Below are 14,222 nucleotides of genomic sequence, written 5' to 3'. Positions count from 1 at the left end.
CAAGCAGCGGTTGTTCAGACACGGCAGAGAGACACTCTGGAAACACTTTTGGTTCGTCCGTTCACTTGACCGCAAGTGTCGGAATGACCTAACGTCATCTAGCGATGTTGAGGAGAGCGCAGATCTTTGGGATTTACCTCTCATGGAATACATAGATTGAACTGGGTAAAGCGTTGCCGGCTCGACGTTGTGCCGATGAATTCAAGTAAAACACGAGTGAGTCAGTAGACTTGAAAGAGCAGATATTGCTCTTCTTTCGTCATATTACGATGAAAATCTATGTTCCTCGTTGCGAACGCCGATACGTGCGCGCCAACAACGTGGCGATCAGAGCTAACGTATCGAGAAGACGATTTATGCCAGATAGACTAGAGACAGGATGTCTATGTAGATAGTGCATCACCGGATCAGAGGGCCACAAATCATGAAGCGGTTTCTAACCGGCGCTCTGCTATTTCTTACCGTAGCATATTCGGTCACCATACTACTGAAGGCTCTCTCCTGCTACACTGCTGCAACAACAATCAAAGCAACTACGTATCCGGACAAAGATAAACTGTTCGATCAGGCAATAATGTCTATTGCAGAAACTTATAATAGCAAATATAATCCGTACGATCTTGATTTCAGCGAGTACTTTGCACCGATATACTTGCCTGGCAGCATCGCCGATTTTGAAAAATATATTAATGACAGGCTATATATGATTGGTCGAGACAATAGAGTAACTGGCGCACTCGTAAATAACATGACAACTGTTGTATACAATCACGCAGCGTTTGTTAGTGGTTTAGCGCTCAAATGTTATAGCAATAAATTCGGTTATGAGGACAAGCTTGTATTTTATTTCGAATATTCTAATAGAGAAAAGACTAATCTGACTCGAATCGGTGTAGCTCTTGTAAACGGATCAGGACTCTAAGCGGAGACGATAATATGGCAAGCATTGAGCTTCACTTCAAAGCAGCAACATCGTCGAGCGCTGGTGCCGGCAACGGTGTCGGTCTCGCTAGTCATGCATATATCGTATACCGCGACGACGATGGACATGTTATTGGGTACTCGCGCGGCGGCCCGGAGGCGGCGAGGACAGGTCCGCCCACAGGTCCAGGAGTATTTTGATACATTGTAACGGATCATGGTGAGTACAAAAACGGCACCAGAGATTATAACCCGCACGTGTTTGATGGAGACGACCGAGGTTATACACTGTTTAACGGAAATATTGATGACGTTAAAAGCATACTACAACAGTATTACGCGAGACTTGACCAAATCGAAAGCGAACACTTGAGCTATTCTCGGTTTGTGCGCAATAGTAATTCGGTAATTGGAACAATATTGAAAGCGGACGGATTTTCCATACCTCAAGCTGCTAAGGATGATATCTATTTGGCACCCGCCATTGATAAGGATCTACTCGACCCAAATTATCTTGCTGATTACCGCTCCACACAGGACCTCCTTGAAGAACTGAAAAAAAACGGCATTATGTATCATGCCCTCTCATTCGAAGAAAACGCCGACGGTTCTTATACCGACGTCGCGAGTGGAAAGAATCTAAATCTGAGCGACAATGATTCAAAGATAGCTATTACTGACAATTATTCTGGTTCAATTTGTGGCAACAGGGATGTCTTCAGTATCGGATCAGGCGGGCGCTTGAATGTCGCTGGATCCAACGACTCGATTGGTTTCCTCGGTTCCGGGAGTTTTGTCGGCATTCAGGGCACCGGGGAGGCTATCGGCAACGACGACGCCTCAAATCTCGTCAATATCAATGGAAATGGCTCCTCTGCCACTGTCAACGGAGATGTCAGCGTCGGCCTCTACGGCTCCAACCAGTATCTCACCTTCGAGAACACCGGAAACCGCGTCACTGTCTATGAAGGCTTCACAGGCGAGACCATCTCCGCCGGCGGAGCCGATCTCACTCTGGGCGCGAATGCCAGCGCCAACATCCGCGGCAACGGCGACGGCATCCACCTCGACCCCAACGCGGGCGACTACGCCGGCGTCTTCGGCCAGAACCAGACTGTCACCGGAGACAGCGGCAACAACTCCATCAACCTCGGCGGCGACGGCACCTCCGCCACGGTGTCCGGCGGAGGCTATGTCGGCCTCTGCGGCAGCCATCAGATCCTCACCCTCGCCGATTGGGGCTCCACCGCCCAGACCGCCGCGGGCGTGACGGACGAGGACGTCACGGCGACGAACTCCACCGTCAATTTCGGTGCCAACGCCACTGCCAACATCCGCGGCGCCGGCGACGGCATCCACCTCGACCCCAACGCGGGCGACTACGCCGGCGTCTTCGGCCAGAACCAGACTGTCACCGGAGACAGCGGCAACAACTCCATCAACCTCGGCGGCGACGGCACCTCCGCCACGGTTTACGGCGGAGGCTATGTCGGCCTCTGCGGCAGCAGCCAGACCCTCACCCTCGCCGATTGGGGCTCCACCGCCCAGACCGCCGCGAACGTCACCGGCGAGAGCGTCACCGCCAGCAACTCCACGATCGGCTACGGGGCGAATGCCAGCGCCAACATCCGCGGCAACGGCGACGCCATCCACCTCAACCCCAACGCGGGCGACTATGCCGGCGTCTACGGACAGAACCAGACCGTCACCGGCGACACCGGAAACGACACCGTCAACCTCGGCGGCAACGGCACCTCGGCCACGGTGTCCGGCGGAGGCTATGTCGGCCTCTGCGACAGCAACCAGACTCTCACCCTCACCGATGGCGGCTTCACCACCGACATGCTCCCCGGCCAGGCCGGTGAGACCGTCGCGGGCGACGACGGCACCATCAACTTCGCCCAGGCCGACAGGGGCAGCGTTCGCGGCTCCTTCGACACCATCACCGGAGTCCAGGGTCAGAACGTCATCACCTTCGCCGGCCACAACGAGACCATCAACATCAGCAACGGCGACATCGAGATCGACGGACCGACCTACGGCGACCGCTTCTGGGGCGACGACGATTCCGTCTTCGAGGACGGGCGCTACATCGGCGGCTCCGGCGACAACGGCGAATGGGACGGCGAAGGGGACGACGGCGGCTGGGACGAGGGCGGCGGCTGGGACGATCCCATCGTGCTCAACCTGAGCGGCCAACCCGTGCGCACCGTCGCCGCCGCGCAGGCCGGCGCCCGATTCGACGCGCGCGACGACGGCCGCAAGGTCGCGCTCGGCTGGGGGACTCCCGGCGAGGGCTACCTCGTCCACCTCGCCCCGGGCAAGCAGGCCGTGACCCAGGACGCCGACCTCGTCCCCAGCTTCATGGCCCTGCGCCGCCTCGACGCCAACGGCGACGGACGCGTCGACGCGCACGACCCGGCCTATGCCGAGCTGAAGGTCTGGATCGACCCGACCGGCCACGCCGATCCCGGACAGGGCCAACTCGTCTCGCTCTCCGACCTCGGCATCGCCTCGCTGGACGTCAACGCCACCCCGAACCGCCGGGTCGACCAGGGCAACCTGATCCTGGACGACAGCCAGTTCCACTGGCGCGACGGCAAAGCCGGCAGCCTCGCGGGGGTCGCCCTGCGCATCGCCCCGGAGGTCTCGTCTCAGGGCACCGCGGACGCGTCCCCGTCCTCCCTCGCCGGCCACGTGTCGCGGCTGGCCGCCGCGATGGCGGGCTTCGGGGCGGGCGCAGCGGGCGCGACGAGCCCGGCCGCCTCGGTCCCGCCGCCGGCGCCTTCCCTGGCCGTGGATCCCACCCTGCACCCGCCGATGCGCCTCGCGGCCTGAGCCGCGCCTCGCGACCGGCCGGCCCGCCTTCCGGCAGGGCCGGCCGCGCCACCCCGTGCGAGGCGACGGCCCCACCCGGCCGCGCCGGCGCGACGGCCCATGCCACTCCCGCGCGAGCCTGCCTTGCACCCCTCCGCCACTCCCCCGCACGGCCCCGCCGGCGACGGCACCGAGCCCCCGCAGGCCCTGGATACCGGGGTCGCCTCCCTCGTCCTGATCGCCGCCCTGTGCCAGCGCGCCGTGGACGGGGCCCGCATCGCCCACGAGAACGGGCGCCCGGGTGAGCCGCTCTCGCGCGACGAACTGGTGCTCGCCGCGCGCCGCGCCGGCTTTCGCGCCCGCGCCGTGCGCGTCGGGCCCGCCCGCCTGCTCAGGCTGCCCCTGCCGGCCATCGGCCGCGACCGCGAGGGACGCTTCTTCGTCCTCGCCCGGCACCAGCCCGGCCGCACGCTGATCCAGCGGCCCGGTCAGGCGCCCGGCGTGTGGGGCGAGGCGGAACTGGCCGATGCCTGGACCGGCGACCTCATCCTCCTGACCCCGCGCGACGCCGCGCCCGGGACCGAGGGACGCCGGTTCGGCCTCGCGTGGTTCCTGCCCAGCGCGGCCCGCTTCAAGGGGCTCTTCGGCGAGGTGCTGGTCATCTCCGTCGTCCTCCAGGTCCCGCGTGGTTCCTGCCCAGCGCGGCCCGCTTCAAGGGGCTCTTCGGCGAGGTGCTGGTCATCTCCGTCGTCCTCCAGGTCCTCGGTCTCGTCACGCCCCTGTTCTTCCAGGTCGTCGTCGACAAGGTGCTGGTCCACAGGGGCCTCACCACCCTCGACGTCCTCGTGCTGGCCCTGGTCGCCGTCACCACGTGCGAGGCGCTGCTCGGTTACCTGCGCACGATCCTGTTCGCGCACACGACCAGCCGGCTCGATTCCCTCCTCGGCACGCAGGTCTTCCGGCACTTGCTGGCGCTCCCGATCGCCTATTTCGGAGCGCGGCCGACCGGCCAGACCGTCGCCCGCCTACGCGAGCTGGAGACGATCCGCCAATTCCTGACCAGCTCGGCCATGACGCTGACGGTCGACCTCGTCTTCTCGGGCCTGTTCCTGGCGGCGATGCTCGCCTACAGCCCGTCCCTCACGCTGATCGTGGCGCTCGGGCTGCCGCTCTATGTCGGCCTGAGCCTGACGCTCACGCCCCTGCTGCGCGCGCGGGTCGACGCGAAGTTCCGCTACGGCGCGGCGCAGCAATCCTTCCTCGTCGAGACCCTCGCGGGCATCGAGACCCTCAAGGCCATGGCGGTCGAGCCGCAGGCGCGCCGCCGCTTCGACGAGGGCTTGGCCGGCTACATCGCCGCCTCGTTCCGGGTGGTCGCGCTCGCCGCCGCCGGCAGCCAGGCGATCCAGCTCGTGGCCAAGCTCACCGCCGCCGCCGTGCTCTGGTTCGGCGCGCGGACGGTCATGGAGGGCGGCCTCTCGATCGGGGCACTGGTCGCCTTCACCATGCTGGCCGGCCAGGTCAACCAGCCGGTGCTGCGGCTCGCCCAGCTCTGGCAGGATTTCCAGCAGTTCCGCCTCTCGGTCGAGCGGCTCGGCGACATCCTGAACACCCCCGCCGAGACGGCGCTCGCCGCACCCCGCCTCGACCTGCCGGCGCTCGCGGGCGCGATCCGATTCGAGGGCGTCCGCTTCCGCTATCGGCCGGACGGCCCCGAGATCCTGCGCGGCATCGATCTCGCGATCCGGCCCGGCGAGGTGGTGGGCGTGGTCGGGCGCTCGGGCTCCGGCAAGTCGACGCTGACCCGCCTGATCCAGCGGCTCCACGTCCCGGAGCGCGGCAAGGTGCTGGTGGACGGGATCGACCTCGCCCTGATCGAACCGGCCTGGCTGCGCCGGCAGGTCGGCGTGGTGCTGCAGGAGAACGTGCTCTTCGCCCGCTCCGTGCGCGAGAACATCGCGCTCGCCGACCCGTCCCTGCCGCTGGAGCGGGTGATCGCGGTGGCGCGCCTCGCCGGCGCGCACGATTTCATCCTCGACCTGCCGCAGGGCTACGACACCGTGCTGGAGGAGCGGGGCGCCAACCTGTCGGGCGGGCAGCGCCAGCGCATCGCCCTGGCCCGCGCGCTCGCGACGAACCCGCGCATCCTCATCCTGGACGAGGCGACGAGCGCGCTCGACTACGAGTCGGAGCGGGCGATCCAGGCCAACATGCGGGCGATCTGCCGAGGCCGCACGGTCGTGATCGTGGCCCACCGCCTCTCGACGGTGCGGGGCGCCGACCGGATCCTGGTGATGGACCGCGGCCTCATCGCCGAGGAGGGCCGGCACCAGGACCTCGCGGGTCTTCCCGACGGGCTCTACGCGGCGCTGGTCCGGGGGGCGAACGGCCATGGCTGAGGTGACCGCGCTCGCCCCGGCGGCGCCCCGGGGCAGGAGCCTGGACCGGGCCTTCCTGCCGGCCGAGCTCGAATTGCTGGAGACGCCGCCCTCGCCGACCCTGCGGGCGACGGCCTGGACGCTGATCGCGCTGGTGGCGGGAACGGTCGCCTGGGCCTGCGGGAGCGAGATCGAGATCGTCGCGACCGCGCCCGGCCGCCTCGTCCCGGTGGGCGAGGTGAAGGTGGTACAGCCCCTGGAGACGAGCGTGGTCAGGGGCATCCACGTCGCGGAGGGGGACCACGTGGCGGCCGGCCAGAGGCTGATCGACCTCGACCCGACGGAAGTCTCCGCCGATCTCGAAGCGACGCGCACCGAGCGCATGCAGGCCCTGCTCGACGCGGAGGCGGCGCGGCTCCTCCTGAGCGAGGCGGAGGATCCGGTGATCCCGCGCCTGCCCGAGGTGGACGAGGCGCTGCAGGGGGCGACGCAGGTCCAGCTCCGCCTGCAGGTGGCGGCGCACCGCGCGACCATGGGCGCGCTGCGCAGCGAGATCGCCGACAAGCAGGCGGCGCTGGCGTCGAAGCGGGTGGAGGAGAGCCGGAACGCGGAGCTCGTGCCGCTCGCCGAGGACCGCTTCGCGACCCAGAAGGATCTGTTCGCGCGGGGCAACACGTCGAAGCTGACCCTTCTTCAGGCCGAGGTCGACCTGATCGACAAGCGCGCGGACGCGCGCGCGCTGCCGGAGCAGGCCCGCCAGCTGCAGGCGGAGATCGCCGGGCTGGAGCAGAAGCTGGCACAGGCGCGGGCGGATTTCCTGAAGGAGGCGGCGGAGCAGCGGGTGACGGCGTTGCGGAAGGTGGCGGTGGCCGACCAGACCCTGCGCAAGGAGCGCGAGCGCGAAGCGGAGCGGCACCTGACGGCACCCGTGTCCGGCACGATCCAGGACCTGAAAGTGCACACGCTGGGCGGAGTCGTGAGCGCCGCCGAGACCCTGTTGACCCTCGTCCCGGACGACATGCCGCTGGAGGTGGAGGCATCGGTGGCCCATCGCGAGATGGGCTTCGTGCGGGAGGGTCAGCGGGCGGAGGTGAAGCTCGAAGCCTTCCCGTTCACCCGCTACGGGACGGTGGGGGGCACGGTGCGCCTCGTGGGCCGCGAGGCGAGCGCGCAGGGCGGGGCGATGCCGACGCGCCCGGGGGAGGAGCCGCGGGGGAGCGGCGCGGGTGAGGAGAGCGCCTATCGGGTGCGCGTCAGCCTCGACCGGGCGAGCGTCCCGACGGAGGGCGGTGCCGTCGCCCTGCGCTCCGGCATGGCGGTCCAGGCCGACATCATGACCGGCCGTCGCCGGGTGATCGCGTTCCTCGTCGATCCGGTCCTGGCCGGCTGGAAGGAATTCGGGCACGAGCGCTGACGCGGGCGACCGCGCCCCTCGCCCGCCGCCGGCCTCACTCGATGCGCTCGACCAGCGTGCCGTCCTGCTCCAGGAGCCGGAGCAGGCCCGCGGGCCCGGGCAGATGCGCGGCGCCGACCGCCGCCAGGATCCCGCCCTGGTCGAGGAGGGGCCGCAGCCGCCGGTGCATGCGGCGGCTGCGCCCGTCGAGGAGCCGGTCGAGGAAGGCGGGCGGCAGCCGGGTCGCGGGATCGCCCGGCAGGAGCGCGGGCGCGCGCATCCAGGCGAGCAGCGCCCCGGTGTCGCGCGCGGCGTAGCGGGCGAGCGTCGTCTCCACGATGTCCTCGGCGGCGGGGGCTTGCCGCAGCACGGCGCGCAGCAGGGCCCGCTCGACCGGCACGGGCAGCCGGGCGACCGCGCCGACCTGCTCCTCCAGGGTCTCGAGCCCCACCACCGCGATCCCGGCCCGCCCGGCCTGCGCGGCCAGGACCTGCTCCGCGTAGGCGCCGCTCCCGTCCGCGGCCGGCCGCGCGCAGGCGGGAAGGTCGAGCATCAGGGCCAGCACCGCCGGGCGCAGCGCCAGGGCGGTCTCGACCGGGAAGCCCCGCTCGGCCACGAGGCGGCGCAGGCGGGCGAGGTCGGCCCGCGGCAGGAGCCGGGCGGCCCGGTGGCCGGCTGGCGCCGCGAACGCCGCCGGGACGCGGGCGGCGCGGCGCGCGCGCAGGGCGGCCGGCGTCTCGGCGAGTTCGAGCGCCACCCGGCGCAGGCCCGGCCAGATCCCGGCGAGGGCCGGCGGGACGGCGACGGCCCGCGGATCGTTGAGGTGAAGGGTTCCGAGCAGGTAGGAGGGCGCCCGGCCGGGCCGGCTGAGCCGGAACAGGAGGCCGCCCGCGTGGGGCAGGCCGCGCCCGGCCTCGATCGTCGCCCAGAGCCCGGGCGCCTCGGCGCGGATGCGGGGAAAGAGGTCGCGTCCGCCGCAGGCCGCCTCGGCGCCCCCCACCCCCGTCAGGGCGAGCGCCACGAGGGCGAGGCGGGCCGCCCGCCCCATCGCGGCGGCGGCCCGCGCCGCCCTCACCACCGGACGCGGACGCCGCCCTTGCCGCCGACGCCGAACAGGTTCTCGCCGCCGCGCACCTCGCCCTGCAGGAAGGTCGAGACGCCGTTGCCGAAGTCGAGATCGGCCGCGAGGATGCCCTGGCCGCGCAGCTTGCCCTCGTCGGAGCGCGCCAGGATGTCGGCGGCCACGAAGCCCGCGCCCGGGATGAACCCGCCGGTGACGATCACGTCCGAGTAGGCGAGCCCGGTGAGCGTGGTCGTGAGCCGGGTGGTCGGCCCGAACAGGATGTCGGTGCCGAGGCGCAGGCCGCCCTGCACGCGCAGCAGGTGGCCGTCGTCGAGGCCGAGCGCCAGGGCGTTCCGGTCGTAGACCGAGGCCGTGTAGCGCAGGCCCACGGTCGGCTCGAGCCAGATGTCGACGCCGACCGGGATGCGGTAATTGGCGTTGGCGATCACCGAGGTGTTGGTCAGGCCCGTGGAGGCGCTGCCCGCGAAGGGCACCACGCTCGGCGGGCGCAGCACGCCGCCGATGATGTTGGCCGAGAAGCCGAGCTGGTCGAGGAAGCGCTCGTCGAGGGCGTAGAGGTCGGCCTTGACGGTCAGGTCGGCCGAGAAGGGGCCGTCGAAGTAGGTCGCGAAGGCGCCGACCGAGGGGCCGGCGAGGTTCGCCCGCAGGGAGCCCGCGCCGTTCGGCACCTGCCCGGTATTGGAGGAGAGGGCGCGGCTGGTGATGTCGACCGAGGCCGAGGTGTAGCCGGTGAGGAGGCCGAGGATGACGCCGTCGCCGGAGCGCCCGACGTCGCGCAGCGTCACGTCGACGCCGCCGACGAAGCCCGCGCTGGTGGTGCGGCTCTCGATCGAGATGAAGAGCGGGGTCGGGAAGCCGCCGGGCGCCGCATTGGTGCAGCAATTGATGTTGTTCTGGCCCCGGCCGGACCGCTCCTCGTAATCGCCGAAGCCGAGGGCCCAGGCCGCGTAGCGCGGTCCCTCCGGCAGGGGCACGGCCTCGACCGGCAGGGGCGCGTCGTAGCCCTTCACGACCCGGGCGGGGCGGGGAGCCGGCTCGGCGAAGACGGGCTCCTGCCGCGGCTCCGGCGCGGGCCGGCGGGGCGCCCCGCGCCGCTCCAGGATCTGCGCATCGGTCTCCGCGCGCGCCGGCGCGCCGGCCCGGCGGGGCGGCGGCCGCCGCTCGGCGCGGCGGGACGGCGCCGCCTCCTCGCGCTCGGCGGCGGCCGGCCCGCGCGCGCGAGGCTCGGCGCTCCCGTCGGCCCGGGCGCGCGGGCCGGCCGCCGCGCCGCGGCGGGAGGATGGGCTGCGCGCCGCGTCCCGCTCGCGCCCGCGCGTCGCGGGCGAGCGCTCGCCGCGCTCCGCGGTGGTCCGGTCGCGGCCGCCCTCGCGCTGGCCGCGCTCCGCGGCGCGCTGCGACGAATCCGGCTCGCGGCTGCCCTGGCGGGCGGCGGGCGAGCGGTCGCGCTGCGCCTCGGCGTTGCGCCGGGCGCCGATCGCGTCCGTGGTGGCCCGGGAGGTCTCCTGGGTCGAGGTCTGCGACAGGTTGCTGAGCGCCTGGCTGCCGAGCGCCGCGCCCGAGAAGGCGCCGATCGTGCCGTTGGTGCAGGCGCCGTTGTCGAGGGCGAAGCCGGCCTGGTCCGGCGTGCCGGCCGTGCCCGCCACCACGGTCGGGCAGAAGGCCCGCTGGGCCTGCGCGGGCGCCGCCTGCACCAGCAGAAGCGCCGTCGCGCCGAGCAGCGCGGAGCCGACAAGTGGATGAGCTGGCCGAATCATGCGTTTTCCCCACCGAGCCAGGACCGTAGATGCTGCGCCGAACCTTGGCTGTGACGGCTTGGCAACTCGCGGCGACGGCGTGCGGCCGGACGCCCGCGCGCGGCACGGACCGGCCCGCAGCACAAGTGCGGGACGGCACGTCCGGGCAGGGCGCGCGGTGCGAAGCAAGGTCGCGGCCTGCGCCGCCGTGCTATGGTAAATCGAGTCTGAAGGGGTAGAGCATGTCTCTTAACCGCCGGTTGACTTGCTGGGTGCTGCTCCTCGCGGGGCTGGCCGGGAGCCTCGCCGGCCCCGCGGCCGCGGGGGACCGGGAGAGCTGCAACCGGTCGATGGCGGACCCGAATGCCGGCATCCCGGCCTGCACCCGGCTGCTGGACCAGGAGCGCAATCCGGAGGTCGTTCCGGGGCTCTACAACAACCGCGGCGTCGCGAAGGTGCAGGCGGGCGACCAGCGCGGCGCGGTGGAGGACTTCACCCGCGCCCTCGACCGCAAGCCCGGCTTCCTCGACGCCCTGCGCAACCGCGGCATCGCGTGGCAGATGCTGGGGGATTACGACCGGGCGGTCGCGGACCTCACCCAGGCGCTGCGGCTCGACCCGCGCTCGGCCGCGACGCTCAACGCCCGCGGCGCCGCCCTCCTCAGCAAGGAGGAGTACGACCGCGCCATCACCGACTTCACGGCCGCCATCGCCCGCGAGCCCGGCTTCTTCCGTGCCTTCGCCAATCGCGGCCTCGCGCACCTCGCCAAGCGCCAGCTCGACCGGGCCCTCGACGACTTCAACGCCCTGATCAGGCTGCAGCCCAACGAGCCGATCGGGTACGAGAACCGCGCCGCCCTGCTGATCGACCGGGGCGAGTTCGACGGGGCGATCGCCGATTACAACACGGCGATCCGCCTGCGCCCGCGCAACTGGCAGGCCTATAGCCAGCGGGGCGAGGCGTGGCGGCTCAAGGGCGAGGTGCAGCGGGCGCTGGCGGACCACGACCGGGCGGTGGAGCTCGGCCGGACCCCGGAGGCCTACACCAACCGCGCGCTGGTGCTCAAACAGACGGGGCAGCTCGACAGGGCGCTGGCCGATTGCGACGAGGCGCTGCTGCACAATCCGCGCTTCGCGCTGGCGCTGGCCAACCGGGGCGAGATCCTGCGCCTGCGCGGCGAGGTCGGCCGGGCGATCGACGACCTGACCCGGGCGATCGCCCTCAACCCGAAATCGCCCGTCGCCCTGACCTTCCGCGGCGACGCCTACCGGCAGGCGGGCCAGCCCGACCGGGCCATCGCCGATTACGACGAGGCGCTGCGGGCCGTGCCGGACTTCGTGGCGGCCTTTGCGGGGCGCGGCCTCGCCCGCGAGCAGCGCGGCGAGGCCTCCCTCGCCCGCGCGGATTTCGAGCGGGCGATGGGCCTCTCGCCGGACCGCGACGCCGCCCTGGCGCGGCCCGCCCAGGCGCTGGCCCACGAGCGCATCGCCGCGCTGGCGAGCCTCCAGGCCGAGCGGGCGCGCGGCGCCACGCGGGCCGCCGAGTCGCGGATCGCCGAGGAATCGGCCAAGCGCGCCTCCGCCACGCAGGCGGCCGAGGATGCCCGCGACGCCCGCCTGCGCGCGGAGGCCGAGGCGCAGGCCCGCAGCGAGGCGGAGAGCCGGGCCCGGGCCGAGTTCGAGGCCAGGGCGAAGGCCGAGGCGCGGGCCGAGGCCCTGGCCCGGATCCGGTCGGCCGACCAGGACCGCAAGACGGCGCTCGCCGAGGCGGCGCAGGCCCGGGCCGCCGCCGCCGAGGCGGTGCAGGCCGCCACGCGGGCGCGCATCGCCGCCGAGGAGGAGGTGAGGCGCAAGGCCGAGCGCGAGGCCGCGGCCCGGGCCGACCTGCTGGCGCAGATCGCGGCCTCGAACACCGCGCTCGCCGGCGCCCGCGCGGAGGCCGAGCGCGCCCGGCTCGCCGAGGAGGCCGCCCGCCGCAGCGCCGACGCCGCCGAGAACCGCGCCCGCGCGGCCGAGGCGGAGGCCCGCAAGGTGCTCCAGAAGCTCAAGAGCAAGCTGGCCGAGGCGCCGCCGCCGCCCGCTCCCGCGGATCCGGGCCGGCGGGTGGCGCTGGTGGTCGGCAACGCCGCCTACCGGGATTTCTCGCCCCTCATCAACCCGCGGCGGGATTCCCAGGCGGTCGCCGAGGCGTTCCGGCGCCTCGGCTTCCAGACCGTGATGGCCCACAGCGACCTCGACCGGGCCGGCTTCATCAAGGCCCTGCGCGCCTTCGAGGACGAGGTGGAGACCGCCGACTGGGCGGTGATCTACTACGCCGGCCACGGGCTCGAGGTCGGGGGCATGAACTACGTCATCCCGGTCGACGCCTCCCTCAAGGCCGACCGCGACGTGCAGGACGAGGCCGTGACGGTGGAGCGCATCCTCACCGCCACCGAGCGGGCGCGCAAATTGCGGCTGATCGTGCTCGATGCCTGCCGGGACAACCCCTTCATCTCGCGGATGCGCCGCCAAGTGGCGACGCGCGCGATCGGGCGGGGTCTCGCCAAGATCGAGCCGGAGGGCGGCACCCTGGTCGCCTTCGCGGCCCGCGACGGGCAGGTGGCGCAGGACGGCACCGGCAGCAACAGCCCCTTCGCGGCCTCGTTCGTCAAGAACGTCATGGAGCCGGGGCTGGAGATCAACATGCTGTTCCGCCGCGTGCGCGACGAGGTCTACGCCGCCACCAACCGCGCGCAGGAGCCCTTCACCTACGGGTCGCTCCCCGGCGAGGCCTTCTACTTCCGTCCGCGCTGAGCCGGCGGTGACCCCGCCGGCCCCGCGGGGCGAGCCGAGGCCGACGGGCGCGCGCCGCGGACGAGCGCGGCGCTCCCGCCCGTCATCCGGCATCCGGTTGATGGCTTCGCCATCTCCGATTTCGGCCATGCGGATCTCGGCCTCGCTCAAGCGCCGCGCGGGCTTGGCATGTCGGCCTCGCTCAAGCGCCGCGCGGGCTTGGCATGTCGGCCTCGCTCAGGCGCCGCGCGGGCTCGTGATCCGGGATCCGCTGCGATCACCCGGATCCCGGATCAGGCCTGGCCCGGATAGTCCGGGTCCAGCACGAAGGGGAACGGCCCCGGATAGCGCTCCACGTAGACCATGTGGGAGACGATCCCGGTCTCGGGCGCGTAGCGGTGGAGCTGGAAGGCCGGCGGCTCCAGCACGAGGCCGCTCTCCCGGCCCGGATTCAGGTCGAGGGCGACCTGATGCGCCACGCCCGGCGCCACCTGCGCGATGGTCCCGGCGTAGCGCACCTGGATCGGCCGGTGATGGTGGCCGCAGAGGATCCGCTCGACGTTGGGATGCGCCTCGATCAGGGCGCGCAAGCGCGGCTCCCCGTCGAGGAGGCGGATGCGGTCCATGCCCTCCATCCCGCACGCGAAGGGCGGGTGGTGCAGGAACACGAGCGTCGGCCGGTCGCCGCCCGCCGCCAGCGCCTCCTCCAGGAAGGCGAGGCGGCGCGCGCAGAGCGCCCCGTGGCTCGCCCCCGCGACCAGCGTGTCGAGGCCGATCAGACGCACCGGCCAGTCGTCCACGACGTACTGGACGAACTCCTCCATCGCGCCGGGCAGCCAGGCCGCCGGGAGCGCGGCGCGCAGCGCCTCGCGGCGGTCGTGGTTGCCCGGCACCACGAAGACCGGGAGCGGCAGCCGCCCGAGCAGGCCGCGCAGCAGCGCGTACTCCTCCGGCAGCCCGCAATCGGTGAGGTCGCCGGTGACCAGGACCACGTCCGGGCGGGGCTGGAGGCTGGCGAGCGCGTCGACCGCGCGCTCGACCAGCATGTTGGTCTCGGCCACCCGGTAGGCCGGGCGCCCGCGGGGGCGCAGGTGCAGGTCGGTGATCTGGGCGATCAGCATCGGC

General features: G+C 70.9%; 8 protein-coding genes and 1 pseudogene. 6 read left to right on the top strand and 3 right to left on the bottom strand.

The window, feature by feature from the left end:
• The first annotated feature begins 424 nt into the window (after positions 1 to 424).
• From M446_RS37795 to M446_RS32300, 5 genes and pseudogenes are all read left to right on the top strand, one after another.
• Positions 425 to 922, top strand: coding sequence for a hypothetical protein (locus tag M446_RS37795; protein ID WP_150108778.1), 498 nt, complete (start codon positions 425 to 427; stop codon positions 920 to 922).
• Positions 923 to 1,392: 470 nt separating this feature from the next.
• Positions 1,393 to 3,759, top strand: a complete 2,367-nt coding sequence (locus M446_RS38430; RefSeq protein ID WP_043701877.1) for a beta strand repeat-containing protein — start codon at positions 1,393 to 1,395, stop codon at positions 3,757 to 3,759.
• A gap of 99 nt (positions 3,760 to 3,858) precedes the next feature.
• Positions 3,859 to 4,245: pseudogene (locus M446_RS39345) on the top strand (cysteine peptidase family C39 domain-containing protein); the annotation flags it as partial.
• Between the two features lie 224 nt (positions 4,246 to 4,469).
• Positions 4,470 to 6,137 (top strand): type I secretion system permease/ATPase, encoded by a 1,668-nt coding sequence (locus M446_RS32305; RefSeq protein ID WP_265576481.1) that lies wholly within the window; start codon positions 4,470 to 4,472, stop codon positions 6,135 to 6,137.
• Positions 6,130 to 7,530 carry an HlyD family type I secretion periplasmic adaptor subunit gene (locus tag M446_RS32300; protein ID WP_012336297.1) on the top strand — a complete coding sequence of 467 codons (1,401 nt, stop codon included), beginning with the start codon at positions 6,130 to 6,132 and terminating at the stop codon, positions 7,528 to 7,530. Before M446_RS32305 ends, M446_RS32300 begins: the two co-directional genes overlap by 8 nt.
• 34 nt (positions 7,531 to 7,564) lie before the next feature.
• Here M446_RS32300 and M446_RS32295 read toward each other — a convergent pair whose 3' ends face one another.
• A complete protein-coding gene (locus M446_RS32295; protein WP_012336296.1) occupies positions 7,565 to 8,587 on the bottom strand; it encodes a TraB/GumN family protein in 1,023 nt (340 codons plus the stop codon).
• Complete coding sequence (locus M446_RS32290) at positions 8,581 to 10,347, bottom strand: autotransporter outer membrane beta-barrel domain-containing protein (protein WP_012336295.1); 1,767 nt, start codon at positions 10,345 to 10,347, stop codon at positions 8,581 to 8,583. The genes M446_RS32295 and M446_RS32290 overlap by 7 nt, the downstream gene beginning before the upstream one ends.
• Positions 10,348 to 10,568: 221 nt before the next feature.
• Here M446_RS32290 and M446_RS32285 point away from each other — a divergent pair, with 221 nt between their 5' ends.
• On the top strand, positions 10,569 to 13,118 hold the full coding sequence (locus M446_RS32285) for a tetratricopeptide repeat protein (RefSeq protein WP_265576480.1): 2,550 nt from the start codon (positions 10,569 to 10,571) through the stop codon (positions 13,116 to 13,118).
• A 272-nt stretch (positions 13,119 to 13,390) separates the two neighbouring features.
• Here the strand turns inward: M446_RS32285 and M446_RS32280 are convergent, their stop codons facing one another.
• Positions 13,391 to 14,218 carry a phosphodiesterase gene (locus tag M446_RS32280; RefSeq protein WP_012336293.1) on the bottom strand — a complete coding sequence of 276 codons (828 nt, stop codon included), beginning with the start codon at positions 14,216 to 14,218 and terminating at the stop codon, positions 13,391 to 13,393.
• Between the last annotated feature and the right edge of the window lie 4 nt (positions 14,219 to 14,222).

It is taken from the genome of Methylobacterium sp. 4-46 (assembly GCF_000019365.1).
In the GTDB taxonomy this organism is placed as follows: Bacteria; Pseudomonadota; Alphaproteobacteria; order Rhizobiales; family Beijerinckiaceae; genus Methylobacterium.
This window is presented reverse-complemented; position numbering and strand designations above follow the sequence as displayed.

What these genes read in the sequence shown, in the direction of transcription:
- M446_RS37795 (WP_150108778.1), top strand. Translation starts at nt 425, where the DNA reads ATGAAGCGGTTTCTAACCGGCGCTCTGCTATTTCTTACCGTAGCATAT.
- M446_RS32300 (WP_012336297.1), top strand. Translation starts at nt 6,130, where the DNA reads ATGGCTGAGGTGACCGCGCTCGCCCCGGCGGCGCCCCGGGGCAGGAGC.
- M446_RS32290 (WP_012336295.1), bottom strand. Translation starts at nt 10,347, where the DNA reads ATGATTCGGCCAGCTCATCCACTTGTCGGCTCCGCGCTGCTCGGCGCG.
- M446_RS32285 (WP_265576480.1), top strand. Translation starts at nt 10,569, where the DNA reads ATGTCTCTTAACCGCCGGTTGACTTGCTGGGTGCTGCTCCTCGCGGGG.
- M446_RS32280 (WP_012336293.1), bottom strand. Translation starts at nt 14,218, where the DNA reads ATGCTGATCGCCCAGATCACCGACCTGCACCTGCGCCCCCGCGGGCGC.